The sequence below is a fragment of the Actinoplanes sandaracinus genome (genome assembly GCF_030009775.1).
Lineage (GTDB): Bacteria > Actinomycetota > Actinomycetes > Mycobacteriales > Micromonosporaceae > Actinoplanes > Actinoplanes sandaracinus.
The window spans coordinates 82,089-98,159 of the sequence record NZ_JASCTH010000001.1 but is presented as its reverse complement, the minus strand read 5'-3'; the positions used below and the strand labels follow the sequence as shown (position 1 = coordinate 98,159).

13 protein-coding genes are annotated in these 16,071 nt (G+C 70.8%); 3 read left to right on the top strand and 10 right to left on the bottom strand.

What is annotated here, in order from left to right:
• Window positions 1–21 precede the first annotated feature (21 nt).
• Genes QLQ12_RS00460 through QLQ12_RS00445 form a run of 4 tightly spaced genes read right to left on the bottom strand, consistent with a single transcriptional unit; the run spans window position 22 to window position 3,346 of the window.
• The gene (locus QLQ12_RS00460) at window positions 22–798 is read right to left on the bottom strand and encodes an ABC transporter ATP-binding protein (RefSeq protein WP_282756274.1); all 777 of its coding nucleotides are present in this window, start codon (window positions 796–798) and stop codon (window positions 22–24) included.
• A gap of 12 nt (window positions 799–810) precedes the next feature.
• Entirely contained in the window at window positions 811–1,584 is a 774-nt protein-coding gene (locus QLQ12_RS00455) for an ABC transporter permease (protein ID WP_282756272.1), read from the bottom strand.
• Window positions 1,584–2,387: an ABC transporter permease gene (locus QLQ12_RS00450; RefSeq protein WP_282756270.1), complete on the bottom strand. Its 804-nt coding sequence runs from the start codon at window positions 2,385–2,387 to the stop codon at window positions 1,584–1,586. Before QLQ12_RS00450 ends, QLQ12_RS00455 begins: the two co-directional genes overlap by 1 nt.
• On the bottom strand, window positions 2,384–3,346 hold the full coding sequence (locus QLQ12_RS00445) for an ABC transporter substrate-binding protein (RefSeq protein ID WP_282756268.1): 963 nt from the start codon (window positions 3,344–3,346) through the stop codon (window positions 2,384–2,386). Before QLQ12_RS00445 ends, QLQ12_RS00450 begins: the two co-directional genes overlap by 4 nt.
• Before the next feature lie 100 nt (window positions 3,347–3,446).
• On the opposite strand from QLQ12_RS00445, the gene QLQ12_RS00440 reads away from it, so the two are divergent.
• Window positions 3,447–4,229: an IclR family transcriptional regulator domain-containing protein gene (locus QLQ12_RS00440; protein ID WP_282756266.1), complete on the top strand. Its 783-nt coding sequence runs from the start codon at window positions 3,447–3,449 to the stop codon at window positions 4,227–4,229.
• 167 nt (window positions 4,230–4,396) lie between these two features.
• Here the strand turns inward: QLQ12_RS00440 and QLQ12_RS00435 are convergent, their stop codons facing one another.
• From QLQ12_RS00435 to QLQ12_RS00410, 6 genes are all read right to left on the bottom strand, one after another.
• The gene (locus QLQ12_RS00435; protein WP_282756265.1) at window positions 4,397–5,644 is read right to left on the bottom strand and encodes a glycosyltransferase; all 1,248 of its coding nucleotides are present in this window, start codon (window positions 5,642–5,644) and stop codon (window positions 4,397–4,399) included.
• A gap of 14 nt (window positions 5,645–5,658) precedes the next feature.
• On the bottom strand, window positions 5,659–6,540 hold the full coding sequence (locus QLQ12_RS00430) for a UbiA prenyltransferase family protein (RefSeq protein WP_282756264.1): 882 nt from the start codon (window positions 6,538–6,540) through the stop codon (window positions 5,659–5,661).
• Window positions 6,541–6,720: 180 nt separating this feature from the next.
• Complete coding sequence (locus tag QLQ12_RS00425) at window positions 6,721–7,233, bottom strand: hypothetical protein (protein WP_282756262.1); 513 nt, start codon at window positions 7,231–7,233, stop codon at window positions 6,721–6,723.
• Window positions 7,205–12,691 carry a toxin glutamine deamidase domain-containing protein gene (locus QLQ12_RS00420; RefSeq protein ID WP_282756260.1) on the bottom strand — a complete coding sequence of 1,829 codons (5,487 nt, stop codon included), beginning with the start codon at window positions 12,689–12,691 and terminating at the stop codon, window positions 7,205–7,207. The genes QLQ12_RS00425 and QLQ12_RS00420 overlap by 29 nt, the downstream gene beginning before the upstream one ends.
• Before the next feature lie 3 nt (window positions 12,692–12,694).
• A complete protein-coding gene (locus QLQ12_RS00415) occupies window positions 12,695–13,021 on the bottom strand; it encodes a hypothetical protein (RefSeq protein WP_282756258.1) in 327 nt (108 codons plus the stop codon).
• Window positions 13,011–13,439 carry a YbaB/EbfC family nucleoid-associated protein gene (locus QLQ12_RS00410; RefSeq protein ID WP_282756256.1) on the bottom strand — a complete coding sequence of 143 codons (429 nt, stop codon included), beginning with the start codon at window positions 13,437–13,439 and terminating at the stop codon, window positions 13,011–13,013. Before QLQ12_RS00410 ends, QLQ12_RS00415 begins: the two co-directional genes overlap by 11 nt.
• Window positions 13,440–13,571: 132 nt before the next feature.
• Here QLQ12_RS00410 and QLQ12_RS00405 point away from each other — a divergent pair, with 132 nt between their 5' ends.
• Both QLQ12_RS00405 and QLQ12_RS00400 read left to right on the top strand, forming a co-directional pair.
• Entirely contained in the window at window positions 13,572–14,798 is a 1,227-nt protein-coding gene (locus QLQ12_RS00405) for an SUKH-3 domain-containing protein (RefSeq protein ID WP_282756254.1), read from the top strand.
• 25 nt (window positions 14,799–14,823) lie between these two features.
• Entirely contained in the window at window positions 14,824–16,071 is a 1,248-nt protein-coding gene (locus QLQ12_RS00400) for an SUKH-3 domain-containing protein (RefSeq protein ID WP_282756252.1), read from the top strand.

Sequence of the window (16,071 nt, the reverse complement as noted above, 5' to 3'; positions counted from 1 at the left end):
TGTACGGATGCCCGGAACCCGCTATTTTCCGGCGTTCTTCTTGGCCGTCTGGATCTGCTCGTAGACCCGGGTCCGCAACTCGATGAACCGCGGGTCGGCCCGGGTGGTGAGCTGGTCCCGTTCGGCCGGCAGGTCGATGACCAGCTCGTCCTGCACCACGGTCGGCGACGACGACAGCATCACCACCCGCTGTCCGAGGTAGACCGACTCGTCGATGTCGTGGGTCACGAACAGGATCGTCACCTTCAGCCGTTTCCAGAGCCGCCGGACCAGATCCTCCAGGTCGGCGCGGGTCTGCGCGTCGACCGCCGCGAACGGCTCGTCCATGAGCAGCGTCCGCGGCTCGTAGGCGACCGCGCGGGCGATCGCCACCCGCTGCTGCATGCCGCCCGAGAGCTGCCACGGATACGCCGACTCGGTCCCGGTCAGGCCGACCGCGTCCAGCGCCTGCTCGATCAGCTCGCCGCGGCGCTGCTTCGGCACCTTCTTCTGCTTGAGCGGCAGCTCCACGTTGTCGCGCACGCTCATCCAGGGGAACAGGCTGCGCCCGTACTCCTGGAAGACCACCGCCATGCCCGGCGGCGGCCCGTCGACCGCTTTCCCGTCGACCCGGACGTCACCCGACGTCGGGTCGAGCAGTCCGGCGACGCAGCGCAGCAGCGTCGTCTTGCCGCAGCCGGACGGGCCGACCAGGCAGACCAGCTCGCCGTTGTCCACAGTGAACGTGAGGTCGCGCAGTGCCTCCACCTCCCGGCTGCCGGACCGGTAGACCTTGCGCAGCCCTTTCACTTCGAGCATCGACGCTCCTCCTCAGCTCTGCCGCTGCGCCGCGCGCAGGCCCTCGTACCACCGCAACGCCCGCCGCTCAGCGAGCCGGAAAAGCAGCGACAGCACGAAGCCGAGCAGGCCGAGCAGGAGGATCCCGCTCCACATCTCGGGGATCGCGAAGCTGCGCTGGAACTGCACGATGGTGAAGCCGAGGCCGTTGCTGGCGGCGAACATCTCGCTGATCACCATCAGGATGATCGCAATGGACAGCGCCTGGCGCAGTCCGGCCGCGATCTGCGGGCTCGCCGACGGCAGCACCACGCGTGTGATCCGGGCCGTGCCGGTCACGCCGTAGGAGCGGGCGGTCTCCAGCACCACGGCGTCCACCGCGCGGACGCCCTCGACCGTGTTGAGCAGGATCGGCCACACGCATCCGAACACGATCACGATCACCTTCATGCCGTCGCCGATCCCGGCGAAGAGCATGATCACGGGTACGAGCACGGGCGGCGGGATGGCCCGGAAGAACTCCAGGACCGGCTCCACCGCGGCGCGCAGCCGCCGGCTCAGGCCGATGGCCACGCCCGCGGCGACACCGATCACGGCGGCCAGCAGGTAACCGGCGAACAGCCGCAGCAGGCTGGGCGCCACGTCGGCCGTCAGCCGCTCGACGCTCCAGGTGTCGCCGAAGGCGACGAGGATCGTCCTCAGTGGCGGCGAGTAGAAGTTCTGGCTGCCCGCGCTGAGCACATACCACCCGGCGAACAGGACGGCCGGAAGAGCGACGGCGACAACGGTCTTCTTGAGTACGGCCATCAGAGGGCCACCTCGCCCCGGACCGACTGGTGCCAGGCGAGCAGGCGGCGCTCGCCGGTCCGGGCCAGCAGGTTGATCAGCACGCCGAGCAGGCCGGTGACGACGACCAGGGCGTACATGGTGGGCACGGCCGCGGATGCCTGCGCGACCGCGATCTGGTTGCCCAGGCCGGGCGAGCCGATCACCAGTTCGGCCGTGATCGCCAGGATCAGGGCCACCGACGCGGCGAGCCGGACGCCGGTGAACACGTACGGCAGGGCGGTCGGCCAGAGCACGTGCCGGATCCGTGCCCACACGGAGAACCGGAAGCTGCGCGCGGTCTCGAAGGCGACCGGGTCCACGTCCGCGACGCCGTACAGCACCTGGACCAGAACCTGCCAGAACGCGGCGTAGCAGACCAGCAGCAGGGTGGAGCCGATGCTGCTGCCGTAGAGCAGCACCGCGAGCGGGATCAGCGCCACCGACGGGATGGGCCGCAGGAACTCGACCGTCGACGCGGTCAGGGCTCGTAACACGGGCACCGAGCCGATCACGAGACCGGCCAGCACTCCGGCGCCGACCGCGATGGCCAGCCCGAGCGCCCAGGCGATCAGGGTGTCGGACAGCGCCACCCAGAACGCGGAGCTGACCGCCTCCCTGGCCAGGGCGGCCGCGATCCGGCTGGCCGGCGGCAGGTGCCGCTCGTCGACCAGCCCGAGGCGTGGCGCCAGCTCGATGACGAGAAGCAACCCGGCCAGGCCGGCGACCCCGAGCAGTGCGGGGTTGCCGGCCCGGGCCGGGTCGGCACGGCGAGCCGTTGTCACGGGAGGAGCTTCTCCAGGTCCGGGGTTCCGGTGAAGATGCCGTCCTTGGCGCCCAGCTCGGCCAGGGTCCGCACGGAGGTCTCGTTGATCTGGGTCGGCCACTTCGGCAGGACCAGCGACGCGCGCAGCTTCTCGTCGATCTTGGTGTAGGAGCTCAGGATCGCGCGCACCTCGTCCGGGTGGGAGTCGGCGTAGGCCAGCGACTCGTTCACCGCCTCGGTGAACCGCTTGACCAGGCCGGGGTCGTCGGCGATCAGCTTCTGCGAGGTGAAGTAGGCGGCCACCGTGAGGTTCGGCGCGGCGTCCACATAGGTCGAGGCGACCTCCCGGCCACCGGCGGCCTTGATCGTGGAGAGCTGCGGCTCGACCACCCAGGCGGCGTCGACCTGGCCGTCGGCGAGCGCGGCCGGCATGTTCGGGAACGGCATCTCGACGAAGTTCAGCGCCGCCGGGTCGCCGCCGTCCTTGCGCACCGACTCACGGGTGACGGTGTCGCCGATGTTCTTCAGCGTGTTCACCGAGACCTTCTTGCCGACCAGGTCCTTGGCGGTCTTGACCGGGCTGTCCGCCTTCACGACGACCGCGCCGAAGTCCTTGCCGGCCTCACCGGTCGAGGCGACGCCCGCCGCCACCACCTTGATCGGCACGTTCTTGGTCTGGGCGATCATCAGCGAGGTGACGTTGCTGAAGCCGAACTGGGTCTGGTTCTGCACCACGCCCGGGACGATCGCGGCACCGCCCTGACCGGCTTCGAGAGTGAGCTCGATGTTGCGGCGGGAGAAGAATCCCTTCTGCTGGCCGAGGTAGATCGGGGCCACGTCGACGATCGGGATGACGCCGACCTTGACCTTGTCGACACCGCCGTCGGCCGATTCGCCGCCCGAGTCGGCGGAGCTGCCGCATGCCGCCAGGGAGCCGGCGAGCACGGCTGCGGTCAGGCCGGCGAGGAGACGCCGCATATTTACTCCTTCGAAAAGTGTGCGCATGGCGAACGTGAGTTCTCATCAAGAACGCTAGGATGTGCCCCGTGTCACGTCAACGATCCGTGTCGATCATCTGATGCCGCGCGAACCGTACTACGTTCAATCTCTGGAGCGGGGGCTCGCGGTCATCCGCGCCTTCGATGCCCGGCATCCCCAACTCACGCTCAGTGACGTGGCCCGCGCCTGTGGCCTGCCCCGGGCGGCCGCCCGGCGATTCCTTCTCACCCTCACCGATCTCGGGTACGTGCACACCGACGGCCGGCTGTTCTCGCTGGCCCCGCGAGTGCTGGAACTCGGCTACTCGTACCTGTCGAGCCTCTCGCTGCCCGAGGTCGCCGAAGCACACCTGGAGCGTCTCGTGGCCGAGGTGCGGGAGTCCTCGTCCATGTCGGTTCTCGACGGTGACGACATCGTCTATGTCGCCCGTGTCCCGACAAGTAGGATCATGCGGGTCGCGATCAACGTGGGCACCCGATTCCCGGCGTACGCCACGTCCATGGGCCGGGTGATGCTCGCCGGCCTCCCCGAGGCCGACCTCGAGGCATACCTCGCCCGGGTGAGGCTCGAACCGCTCACCGAGCGGACCCTCCGCACCCCCGCCGCGCTCCGCGCCGAACTCGGCCAGGTCCGTCTGCAGGGTTTCGCCGTCGTCGACCAGGAACTGGAGGAAGGGCTGCGGGCGATCGCCGCCCCCATCCGCAACCGGGCGGGCGAGGTCATCGGCGCCGTCAACGTCTCGGTGCACGCCGCCCGGGCCACCGTCGACGACATCCGCGACCGGCTCCTGCCGCCACTGCTCGCCGCCACGGCGGCCATCGAGGCCGACCTGCGGATAGCGTCGCGCCGCCCGGCCCCCTGACGCCCGGACAGCCGCCGCGAAACCGCTCGTGCCTGGCCGTGCCGCCTCGGCGGTGCGGTGCGCCCGTGCGGCCTCGCCGTTCGGCCCGCTCGTGCCGCCTCGCCGTGTGGTCCGTTCCCGCCGCCTCACCGTGCGGCCCGCGCGTGCCGGTTCGCTCCTGCGGTCGCTCAGCCTCGGGCGATCTTCTCCAGCACGGTCAGCACACCGGCGGCGCCGTCCTCCGTGGCGAGCCGCCCGGCGACGGCCGTGGCCCGTTCCCGATAACGCGGATCACCGGTGGCCTCGGTGAGCGCGGCGGCCAGCCGGTCGCCGCTGAGCGACCGGAACGGGATCGCTCCCGGCGTGACACCGAGCCGTTCGAGCCGCCCGGCCCAGAACGGCTGGTCCACCATGAACGGCACCGGAACCGCCGGCACCCCGGCCCGCAGCCCCGCCCCGGTGGTTCCGGCGCCGGCGTGGTGCACGACCGCGGCCATCCGCGGGAACAGCCAGTCGTGCGGCACCTCCGACACCGTCAGCACGTCGTCCCCGGCCGGAGCCAGTCCGGCCCAGCCGCTGCTCACCACCGCCCGCAAGCCGCTGCGCCGCACCGCCGCGACGATCAGCGCGGAGAGCGCCTCCCGGTCGGCGGCCGGCATGCTGCCGAAACCGATATAGACCGGCGGGGGCCCGGCCGCGATGAAGTCGGCCAGCTCCGGCGCGGGCCGGAAATCCTGGTCGGTCGCCGGCCACCAGTATCCGACGGTGTGATTCCACTCCGGCCAGTCCGCGGGCTGCGGCACCACCGCCGGGCTGTAGCCGTAACAGATCGGCCATCGCGTCGCCCGCAGCCCCGCCAGCCACGCGCCCGGCTTCACCGGCGGCAGACCGAGGCCGTGCCGCAGCTCACCGACGGCCGCACGGAACGGCCGCTGGCCCGCGGCCAGCAGCGCCGAGGCAGTCCAGCGGTTGGCCCAGCCGCCCAGCGACCGGGTGGTCACCGTGGCCGGCGCAAACTCCCGGGTCGGGGTCATCGGCTGCAGGTAGACGCCCATGCTCGGCAGCCCCAGCCCTTCCGCCACATGCCCGCCGATCCAGCCGGCCGGAGTCAGCAGCAGCACATCGGCCTGCCGTGCCGCCGCGACGATCGCCTCACCCAAGGCGCGCGCGTGCTCGGCCACGATCCGGTTGACCGCCAGCGTCACCCGCAGCCCATCGCCGCCCCCGGCGCCGCCCGCCGCGAGCCGGGAGGCCATCTCCTCCCGCGTGTCGAGCGGCAGACCGTGAAATCCGAGGCCGCGGCTGACGACCGACTCCTCGAAGAGGGCATGGGTGGCGAGCGTGACCCGATGCCCCTCCCGCTGCAACCGCACACCCAGACCGGTGTACGGCGCGACGTCGCCCCGGCTGCCGACCGCGATGATCAGAACTCGCATCGTCCGTACCCCCGCTATCCGATGTAGGCGGCCGCGAAGCCGGCCGTCGGAATCCCGAACAGAACCGAGACGACCGCCATCCGCGGGATCGTCGGCCGCCGGGTGAGCGCCGCGTACGCGGCGAACAACACCGGCGCCATCACCAGTTGCGGCCCCAGCGTCGACCGCGGAATCACCACGTCCAGCACGGCGAAGAGCAGCGACACCGCCAACGCCGAACCCCAGAGCACAAGCCCGAGCCGGTACGCGAACCGCGCCCCGAACCGCACCGCGAACGTGGTGTCGCCCGCACCCGTGTCCGCCGCCAGATCCGTGACCGTCGTCGGCACGTACAGCGCCGCCGCGAACAGCACCCCGATCACCCCCACCTGCCACGGGAAGTCCCACGGACTCCGGGTGATCGCCCACCCCGCCGCCGGCGACACCAGCCCCACCACGAGCGCGTTGACCGCGACGTCCCAGCCCGGCCGGGTCTTCAACCGCAGCGGCGGCACGCTGTAGGCCCAGCCCAGGAGAAGCACGCCGGCCACACCCGGCACGAAGAGCGGCCCCACGAAGAACGCGGCCCCCACCGCGGCGCCCGCCAGAGCCCAGTACCACCGGCGCAGCCGCCCGGCCGACACCGCCCCCGTCACCAGCGGAGCTGTCGCCTTACGCGGGTTGGCCCGGTCACTGCGCAGGTCATGCAGGTCGTTCTGCGCGAGCACCGCCCCCCACACGAGCGGCCCGAGCACGAGCAGAGCCACCAGGGCCCGCCCGGCGTCGACGCGGTCCGGCAGCCAGGCGTGCCCGGCGAGAACGGTTCCCAGATAGGCCGGCACCCACGAGACCGGCCAGAACCAGGGCCGCGACACCGCGACGAGCAGAGCCGCGGGACGTTCCGTCAACGACGTCATACCCGCATCGTCACCCCTGCTCGCTGTGCCCCCGCTGAGCCCTGCAGCGGGGCCCATTCACGCCGGCACGTCCGGAGCCTCAAGCATGAGCTGCCAGGGCCGTGCAATCCTCGTAACCGAGCCACTCGAGGCGCTGTCCCGCAGGCGTCATCGGCTCGCCCACCTCACGGCCGTCCGGCACTAACCTGAATAAGTGCCGCTCGCATCGGCGAAGTACGCGCCATGGTCTCGAAAACGTCGAATTTCTGACATGGTGGTGCTCCACTCAGAGATTCTATTCCCGTCTTCGTCTATGACGCTATGCGCGGCGACGGAGAGCCATGGCGTACCTGGGTCGAATGTCTCAGTCAGGTCCTCGAAGAAAATGATGGAATTCTGCACGCGGACGATATCGCCGCTACGATAAACTGGCCAGCAGTTGACGAAATTTCCATCCTGTGGATCCACCATTGAAGCCACCAGGCACACCGTGGAGTCCGCTGACTCTTCGAGGGCCGCGAGCGCGTGCTTCCAGCTTGCAACGTAATCCTCGACAGCCCAGAAATTCAGGCTAATGGGAAAGGACTCGCTGAAGGGGCCGATGGTAATCGAGCCAATGGCTTCGCGGGCGACAGCGTGAGGCTCAGCCGACGATCCGACTGGGACGACCTGAATAGCGAACCCGTCACTCCTTGATGTAGTTGAGTTCTGCATCGTAGGTTCCAATCCGCTGGCCTTTACGGTTGAACTTTTTCCAGCCGCTCGAGACATTATGACCGTCAACATCCGGCGTGATGTAACTTCTACCGTCCGAGAATACAACCTGCCCATGCGAATTGAACGGCGCACGCTGGGCGGGAATCCGGGTCGTGTACCCCAACGCGGCTGCCCTGTCTTGGATCGACGGGCCATACAGTTCCATATGGCGGTCGTGCCGAACGGTGACGGTATCCGGGTGATAAGGGTCATGCTTTAGCGCTGGGGACGAACTGTATCCCTCAGGCAGGTAGCCAGTCCCCGGATCCGGATCGCCGGCGGGGTCGGCGGTGATCAGCGGGGTGTAACCGGCGGTCAGGGGGCGGTGGCGGGCCTGGCCGTCGACGGTGAGCGCGTCCATCCGGACCACATCAGACGGGGCGCCGGTGCCCGAGTGGGTGTGCATAGGCACGTTGGCGCTGACAGCGCGGGTCTGCGGGTCCAGGTAGAGGACGGTGCCGTTCTGGTTGACCGCGGCGAAGGCGTGCGTGCGCCCGGCCTGGTCCTGCGTCGTGATGAAGGCGAACGAACCGTGACCCAGACCGAGCAGATGGTTGCGGATCCGGCTCTCCGCCAGCCGCATCTCGGCACGCGCGTCCTGCGGGTCGAGCCCGCTCACGTCGCTGAGGCCCTCGAACCGGCCGCCGGTCGTCGACTCGATGCGCGCGGAGACGCCCTGTTCGGCGCCGGTCGGGCGGGTCGGCTCGCCGTCGCTGTAGCCGTCGAACGTTCGCGGCGCGGACACCCTCGGGCGGCCGTGCATGTACGTGTCGAAGAGGGACAGCACCGTGTCGCCGCAGTTGAGCGACCGGGTCGGGTCGGCCTCGGGGCCGCCGTCGTTCATCAGGCCGAACCAGCGGCCGTCACGTGGATCGGCCTGCCGGGTCACGTTTCCGTCCGGGTCACGCGGCATGGCGCGTTCCAGGTCGGTCTGGTGGATCAGCAGCGGCGGCCGCAGGCCACCGCGCTGGTGGTAGCGGCGGCTGGTGTCGACCGGCCGGGGACCGTCGTCTCCGGTGAGTGCGGAACGGTCACCGGTCTCCACCGGGCCGGGCGCGAGTTCGCTGCTGCTCTCGTTGACCCGCTCCCAGTCGTCGCCGGTCAGCTCGACGTCGCCGGTCGAACCGCCCTGCTCGACGGCGGCGGCACGATCCTTGAGGTGCTCCGCCTCGCTCTCCGCCTGGCGGCGATCCGCGGCATACCGGTCGGCTGCCGCCTCATCGCCGCGCGCGTCGGCGGCCCGCAGAGCCTCGCTCAGGCGGTCGACCTGATCGCGTCTGGCGTCGGCCTGCTGCCGCAGATCCCGCGCCAGGCGCTGCCGGTGGGCGTCGTCGAAGTCCTGCCGGGCGCGGGCGGTCTCGTACCGGTAGTCCTCCCGAGCCCGCTGCTCCGCCGCGTCCCGCATCTCCGCGGTGTCCGGGGAGGCTTCCGGTTGAGGCGCGGGCGTCTGAGTCGTCACCGCGAGGCTGACGTCGTTCGCCGGGTCCAGCGCCGCGAGCGGGTCGCCATCGCGCGGGGCGTTCATCGATTCGGGATCCAGCACGGCCAGAAGATCCAGCGCGGGGCGCGACGGTGCCGGGTCCGCCGGGCGCGAGGTCTGCGATTCCGGTGTACGGGCAGAGCTGTCATTCCCGGGCTCGGCCTCCGAGAGCCCGTTATCAGCGGTCGACTGCTGAATCGTGGGCTCGGCCGTCGACGGCTGCTGAACACTCGGCGACGGCGACGTCGACGGCGACGGGGTCTGAGGCTGCGGAGCAGGTGGCACCGGCGTCTGCGCCTGCAGTGGCGTGACCTGCGGCCCAGGAGCCGGAGGCTGAGGATTGACGTGCGGTCCCGGCGACGGCTGAGTGTTGACCGGTGGCCCGGGCGGCGGTGCCGGGTTGATCGGCGGTGCGGGCGGCGGTGCCGGGTTGATCGGCGGTGCGGGCGGCGGTGCCGGGGTGACCGGGGGTGCCGGACTCGGCTGGGTGGTTACGGCCGTCTGGTGGTTCGCCTGCTGCTGGAGCATCGCCTGCTGTCGCTGGTAGGCCAGCGGCGGCGGGGGCGGGTTGGTCCGCCCGCTGAACAGCGGCGCGGGCGGGGTGTTCGGGACCGCCATCGGATTGCCCTGGCCGTCGACCATGAGCGCGTTGACGGTGACGACATTGGATCCGTGGGGCGTTCCGGCGTGGCCGTAGAGGGTCCGGTGCTGGCCCGGCCCGCCGCCGGTGAAGTTCGTCGCGTCGGAGTACTCGCCGCTCTGCGGATCGAGGAAGAGCAGGGTGCCGTGGTGGTTGACGGCGTTCCACGCGTGCCAGCCGCCGCCCTCCCACTGGTTGATGATGATGGCCGTCGAACCGTGGCCGCCTTGCAGGAGGGTGGTGGCGATCCGCACGAACGCCTGGTCGATGTCGGCTTTCGCGTCGGCGGGGGACTTGTGTGCGACCGACGGGGTGACCTCGGTGAAACCGCTGCCGGTCGCCAGTTCCGCCCGGAAGTGACCGTCGAACTCGCCGACGTGCTGGTCGATCTCACCGACGCCGTAGGTGTCGACGGTGCGCGGGGCGGCCACCGTCGGCCGGCCGTGGAGATAGGTCTCGTAGAACGACAGTGAACAGTCGAGGCAGTTGACGCCACGGGTCGGATCCGCGGCCGACCCGCCGTCGTTCATGAGCCCCAGCCAGGGCGCACGGGGGTCCGGAGTGCGCACCGGCACGAGGTTCTGATCCCGGGGGACCGCCCGCTCGAGGTCGGCCTGGTGCACCCGGAGCGGTTCCCGCAGACCACCCCATTGCTGGTACTTCCGCCGGGTCCGGGAGTTCGGCGGATTGCCGCCGCCGGTCAGCGCCGACTGATCGTTGCTCCAGATCGGAAGGTCGGACAGGGCTCCGACGTCTTTGTTCGCCCGCAGGAAGTCCTGCGGGTCCGTGAGCGCGTGCTGCCCGGGCGGGTAGTGGCTCGGGTCGGCCAGGAGATACGCGCGATACTGACTGGCGTCGTGCTCCTGCTTCTGGAGATCGGCCACCTCGCGGCGAAAGAGGTCGCGGTCGCTGAAGTTGAGCGTCAGCGTGGCCTTGATGACATTGCGCCTGGCACGTTGTTCCTTGAAACGGGCATCCGAAATCTGCTGGCTCAAGTCCTGCAGCGTCGTGACGCGGATTCTGTCCAGTACCAGCTTCTTGTTCTTGCCGTACTGGTCGAAGTACTGGAGCTCGTCGCCGTTGTCCTTGGGTGAGCGTGGCGGCAACGTGAAGGGAATGGGCGCGGTGCCGGCCAGCGGCTGCTGATCGGGCCGGCCGGGGTCCGTTCGGGCCTGATGGGGCGGTGCGGGCCGCTGGTCCGTCGGTCCCGGCTGCGACGGCGCGGAGGCCGGCGGGTTGGTCTGGCCACCCGGCGTGACCGGGTTCGGCTGTGCCGGGACCGTGACTTCCGGTCTCCCGGGCGAGGCTGTCGCCGGTGTGCCGGCGGGCGAGGTGGCGCTGGTGGGCGCCGGGCCGGTGGGTGCCGGGCTCGCCGTCGTGGAGATCGCCGGACCGTTGGCGCGGGTGCCGCCGGTGTCCAGGCTCTGGGGAGACGTGACACCCGGTGAAGGCCCGGTGGGCGAAACGCCGCTCGTGGACGGGCTGGTGAGGCCGGGCGCGCTCATGGTCGCCGGGCCGCTTCCGGCGAGCGACACGTTCGGGCTGGGCGAGCCGACCGAGGGCGAGCCGACCGCGGGTGCGGTGACCGACGGCACGGTGACCGACGGCGTGCCGACCGGGCCGGTGGTGCCCGTGTTCGGGGCGAAGGCCACCGGCGAGCCGGCTGCCGTGTTGCCGGCCGGCGACGGGTTGACCGAGGTGGACACCGGTGACGAGGCCGGTCCGCCGGTGTTGGCGCCGGTGTGTGCCGGAGCGTCGACCGGCGGTGCGACCGATGACAGGGTGACGCCGCTGGGAGCCGGCGTCGTGACGTCCGTCGGACGCGTGCCGGTGGACGGCGCCTGGACCGTCTCGGACGGCGTGGGCGTGGTGGACTGGCCGGTCACGGCAGACGCGGTGTCGGCGACGTGACCGGCGGGGGACGGGGTCACGGTCGTCACGGACGTGTCGGCCGCCGGGGACGAGACGAACGTGGACGAGACGGGCGACGACGACACGGGCGACGACGACACGGGCGACGACGAGTCCGCCGATGACGAGACCGACGAGGTCACGACGGGCGACGACGTCGAGGACGAGCCGTTCGAGAACCCGCTGCCGGCGGACCCGCCGTCGGAGGAACCGTTCGAGGACCCGTTTCCCGAGGATCCGCCGTCGGAAGACCCACCGTTGCTCGTGGCGACGCCGCCGGACGAGCCGTCGCCGGGGGAGAGGCCAGGGAAAGCGGACCGGACGTCCGTACCCGATGAGGTGGAATTCGACGACGACGACGACGCCGACGGCAGGCCGTTGAGACTGAGGTCGCCGTCGAGGCCGGCGCCCATGTCCTGGAAGGACTGGCGGGTGTTGCCGACCGCCGCTCCGGCGGCGCCGGAGGTGCCGGCCTTGGCGAGTTCCTCGAACCCCGGGAGGTCGCCGGTGACGGCCGAGCCACCCAACTCGCCGAACACCTCCGCCGCGGCGCCGCGGAGGAGGCCGCTCTTCTGGCCGGCGCCGATGCTGGCGCCGTGCGCGGAGACGCCGCCGGCCGCCCCGGCGAGGGTGGACATGCCGAGATCACCGAGGTTGATGCCGTCGGTGTGACCGACCGCGGTCTGGTAACTCTGGATGCCGAGGTTGGTCAGAAACTCCTCGCGGGCCTCGCTCCGGCCCTCCTTCAGGGCCTGCTTGCCGAGGTTCGCCAGGCCCTTCTTGGTGAAGACGTCGCTGGCGACGCGCTTGCCGGCGTCCTTGAGGGCCTCCTTCATGGCCTTCCGGGACAACTGCGCGACGAGCCGCTTGAAGATCTGCTGGATCGCCATCCGCGTCGCGGCGACGATGCCGGCGGCCGCGGGGGAGGCGGCGCCCAGCGTGAGCGCGACGGTGATCGACAGGCCGATCAACTCGACGACGAAGATGCCCAGCTCGATCCAGGCCTCCAGCTTGGCGGCCTCGATGTCGGCGCCACACTCCTCGACGACCTTGCCCATCTCGGTGGCGAAGTCGAGCAGCGCGTTGAGCGGGGCCTCGTCACTGTCGGCCACCGCCTTCCAGGCGGCGATGAAGGCGTCGATGGTGGTGCCGCCGCCGCCGTAGGCGGTGATGAACCGCCCCGCTGCCTCGGCGGCGTCCTCCCGGGGCGCGGCCATCGCGTTGACCAGGTCGTACCACTGGTCAGCGAGATCCCATGTCGCCTTCTCGTTGCCTTCCGGCCAGTCGAAGCCGACGACCCATTCGAGGCCTTCGTAGACCCAGCCGGGAAGGTCCCAGGGCGAGAAGTCGAGGGGGTGCGGGATCGGGCTCGGCAGAATGGTCATGCATCAGGCCCGGTACGACTTCGTCACGGTCCCGGCCGCGCGGGCGTCGGCGGCGGTGTTGTCCTCGACGGACTTCACCGCGGCGTCGCCGAGGCCCTCGACGTAGCCGGCGACCTTGCCGAACGCCTCGGTGAACTTCTGGAGCATCGGCCCGTAGTTCTTCTGGAACGCGGCGCCGATCTCGTCCCGGCCCCACGGCTGGTCCTGGCTCGCCGCGGCGATCGCGGCGACGGTGCTGTTGCTGAGGCCGACCAGTTGCGTACCGGCCTGGGAGAGGTCCTGCCCGGCGGCGGCGGCGCGTTGTGGGTCGAGGTAGAGCTCACCGGTCATCGCCGTCGCCCGCCTCCCGCATGATCCGGTCCTGGCGGGCGAGCAGGTTGCCGAGGTTTCCGTCGCGCATGAACCCGGCCGCCGCGGTTCCCGGCGGAAGGTATTCACCGACGATCTCCTGCACCTGACCGGTCGTCTTCGCCACGGCCTGCTCGACGGTGCGCAGGATGACGCGGGACAGCTCGTCGGGGTCGCCGCGCCGGTAGATCTCGCGGTCGAGTCGCAGATCGATCAGCTGACCGCGGGCGCCGACGGTCGCGCGGACATGGCCGTCCGGCGACTCGGCCGTCACGGCCATCGTGGACAGACGCTCCTGGATGTCGTCCATGCCCAGGCGCAGGCGCTGGTACTGCGACACCACGTCGTCGAAACGGCCGCGAAGAGCGTGGTTCGCGTCGCGGTCGGCCTGTCTGCTCACGGTGGTCTCCCCGAGGACTCGCGATCTGACCGGAGCAACCTACCAGCCGGCGGTCGGCATGAAGGCCCGCCGCCGAGTGACGATGCCCGATAGCTCTAAGCTCGCATCCGGGGGACCGAAGGGGCGGCCAAGATGATCACGCGGACCGAGGCGGAGCACATCGCCACCGGCTGGGCTCATCGTCAGTCGATCCGGCGCGGCTACACGTGCAGGCCGTTCGTCGAGGAGCTGGCTCTCGGTTTCGCGGTGTCGATGATGCTGCCGCCGGGCGTGCGCACCGAGCCGGGCGCGGACGTGACCACCGTCATCGACCGGGAGACCGGCCGGCTCTCGCACTGGCCACCCGCGCCGTCCGCCGAGCTCGACCCGCGTTACACCGAGCGGCGCGACACCGCCGTCGGGACGCATCAGACCTCCGACCCGATGGCCGAGCTGCGGCGTGAGGCTCACCGGCGGGTGAGCCCTTCGGTGGCCGCCCATCTCACGCTCGGCGGCCGGCTGTTCCGGGCCCGCGGCGCCAAGGGCGACCAGGAGGTGCGCCATCATCCGCTGATCGCGCGGCGGCTCGCGGCGATCCCGCCGGAGCACACGGTCCGCGGCGCCGAGCGGCACGCGGAGCTGCTGGTCGTCTCGGACGTGCTCTACGAGGCCGACAAGGCGCGCGACGCTCCGATCACCGATGAGCAGGCACGGGTCCTCCTGGCCCAGGGCCGGTTCGAGACCTTTCACATCAGGGAGAGCGGTGACCCGCTCGCCGGCCGGCCGGCCACGCCCTGCGTCACCTGCTCCGGCGTACTCCTCGATCTCGCGGCCGTCACGGACCGCGACCTGGCCCACCCGAAGGTTCAGCGGGTGTCCTCCGGAACGGACCCGCAGCCCGGCCGTTTCCCCGCGGAGGTGGCGTGGGAACTCGCCGCCGCGGGCTGGGGCAGCGACCGGGAGCGGCGGGCACGGTGGGGCGCGGGCGCGGTGGAGCGGATCGAGCTCAGCCGGGGCGGGGAGTTCGCGGTGCGGCGGTTCCCGGCGGCGGAGGCCGCGTTCGCAGAGTTCTACGAGGTCACGCCGAGCCGCAACGGGCCGGGCGCCGCCCAGCGTGTGCGCTGGTTCCAGCTCGGCAGCGGCGGACTGATGCACCTGGCCGACCCGCTGCACGAGCTCGGCGCCGTCGTCGGCGCGCGGATGTTCCCGCTGGGCCGGGAGGGGTTCACCGAGGCGGTGCTCGCGATCGACGAGCGGGGCCGCGTCTTCTCCCTGGACCAGGGCGGTGAGTGGTTCATCGCCGAGACCCTCGACCAGGCGCTGGTCGCGCTGATCACGGGCCTTCCGGCCGCCCGGATCCGCGACGACGGCACCTGGTGACGCCCACCCTCGGCAGGAGGAACCAATGATCACCCGTACCGACGCCGAAGCGATCACGGCGGCCTGGGCGCGTGCCGAGTCCCTGGCCAAGGGCCGGGAGCACCGGGCCACCATCGAGGAGTTCGATCTCGGATTCGCCGTGCGGACCGCCACGGTGCGACGGCTGTTCTCGCCGTCCGAGCTGGGCACCGGCGTGCGGGTGATCGACCGGGAGACCGGGCGGGTGTCGACGTGGCCGAACTGGCCGTTCGAGACCCTGCGACGGCAGTACCACGAGAAGCGGGGGGAGGTCGTCGACCCTCCGAAGACCGCCGATCCCGAACTTCAGTTGCGCCGGGAGGCCCGGCGCAAGGTCGCCCCGAGCGTGGCCGCTCATGCCACCGTCGAGGGCCGGGTCTACATAGCCCGCGGCGCGAAGGGTGACCAGAAACTCAACCACCACCCGCTGGTGCTGGAGCGGCTGGCCGAGCAGACGCCGCAGGAGACCGTGCGTGGTTGCGAGCGGCATGCCGAGCTGATCGCCTGCTCCGACGCGCTGCACGACGTGGACCGCAGACGAGGCCTGCGAGGGCTTCCTCCGCTGACGCTGGACGAAGCTCAGCAGATCCTGAGCGAGTCGCCCTTCGAGACGTTCCAGATCCAATCGCCGGGTGACCCGCTCGCCGGTGAACCGAGCGACCCGTGTGAGACCTGCGTCTACGTCCTCACTCGGTTGGCGCTCCTGCCCTGGGGGGAGACCGGAGTGCTCTACCCCAATGCGGCGCCGCAGAAGCCCAACCCCGACCCGTCCCGGTTCTCCGACGTTCTGGCCTCGGAGCTGCTCAACGGCGGCTGGCGGCCACGGAATCCGTACCGGATCAACGTGGGGATGGCCGAGCCCATGGTGGAGGACGTCAACAAGATCAAGGGCCGGGAGTTCCGTCACCGGGAGTTCCCGGCAGTGTTCGAGGCGTTCGGGCAGACCGGCTCACTGGTCATGACACGCCGGGGTCCCGGCCTCGAGCAGCGCATCCGCTTCTTCCGGATCGAATCCGAGATCGCCGCGCACACCGCCGACCTGCTTCATGAGTTCAGCCAGGTCATCGGGGCACGGCTCTACCCACTCGGCCGGGTCGGTCGCGAGTCTGTTCTCGCGATCGACGAGCGGGGCCGGGTCTTCGACCTCGACCAGGCGGGGGAGTGGTTCGTCGCGGACTCGTACGTGGAGGCGCTGGAGACTCTCGTCCTCGGCCGGCGCACGCACCGAGTCCGCGACGACGGAACATGGCACTGA

What these genes read in the sequence shown, in the direction of transcription:
- QLQ12_RS00460 (WP_282756274.1), bottom strand. Translation starts at nt 798, where the DNA reads ATGCTCGAAGTGAAAGGGCTGCGCAAGGTCTACCGGTCCGGCAGCCGG.
- QLQ12_RS00455 (WP_282756272.1), bottom strand. Translation starts at nt 1,584, where the DNA reads ATGGCCGTACTCAAGAAGACCGTTGTCGCCGTCGCTCTTCCGGCCGTC.
- QLQ12_RS00445 (WP_282756268.1), bottom strand. Translation starts at nt 3,346, where the DNA reads ATGCGGCGTCTCCTCGCCGGCCTGACCGCAGCCGTGCTCGCCGGCTCC.
- QLQ12_RS00440 (WP_282756266.1), top strand. Translation starts at nt 3,447, where the DNA reads ATGCCGCGCGAACCGTACTACGTTCAATCTCTGGAGCGGGGGCTCGCG.
- QLQ12_RS00435 (WP_282756265.1), bottom strand. Translation starts at nt 5,644, where the DNA reads ATGCGAGTTCTGATCATCGCGGTCGGCAGCCGGGGCGACGTCGCGCCG.
- QLQ12_RS00430 (WP_282756264.1), bottom strand. Translation starts at nt 6,540, where the DNA reads ATGACGTCGTTGACGGAACGTCCCGCGGCTCTGCTCGTCGCGGTGTCG.
- QLQ12_RS00425 (WP_282756262.1), bottom strand. Translation starts at nt 7,233, where the DNA reads ATGCAGAACTCAACTACATCAAGGAGTGACGGGTTCGCTATTCAGGTC.
- QLQ12_RS00420 (WP_282756260.1), bottom strand. Translation starts at nt 12,691, where the DNA reads ATGACCATTCTGCCGAGCCCGATCCCGCACCCCCTCGACTTCTCGCCC.
- QLQ12_RS00415 (WP_282756258.1), bottom strand. Translation starts at nt 13,021, where the DNA reads ATGACCGGTGAGCTCTACCTCGACCCACAACGCGCCGCCGCCGCCGGG.
- QLQ12_RS00405 (WP_282756254.1), top strand. Translation starts at nt 13,572, where the DNA reads ATGATCACGCGGACCGAGGCGGAGCACATCGCCACCGGCTGGGCTCAT.
- QLQ12_RS00400 (WP_282756252.1), top strand. Translation starts at nt 14,824, where the DNA reads ATGATCACCCGTACCGACGCCGAAGCGATCACGGCGGCCTGGGCGCGT.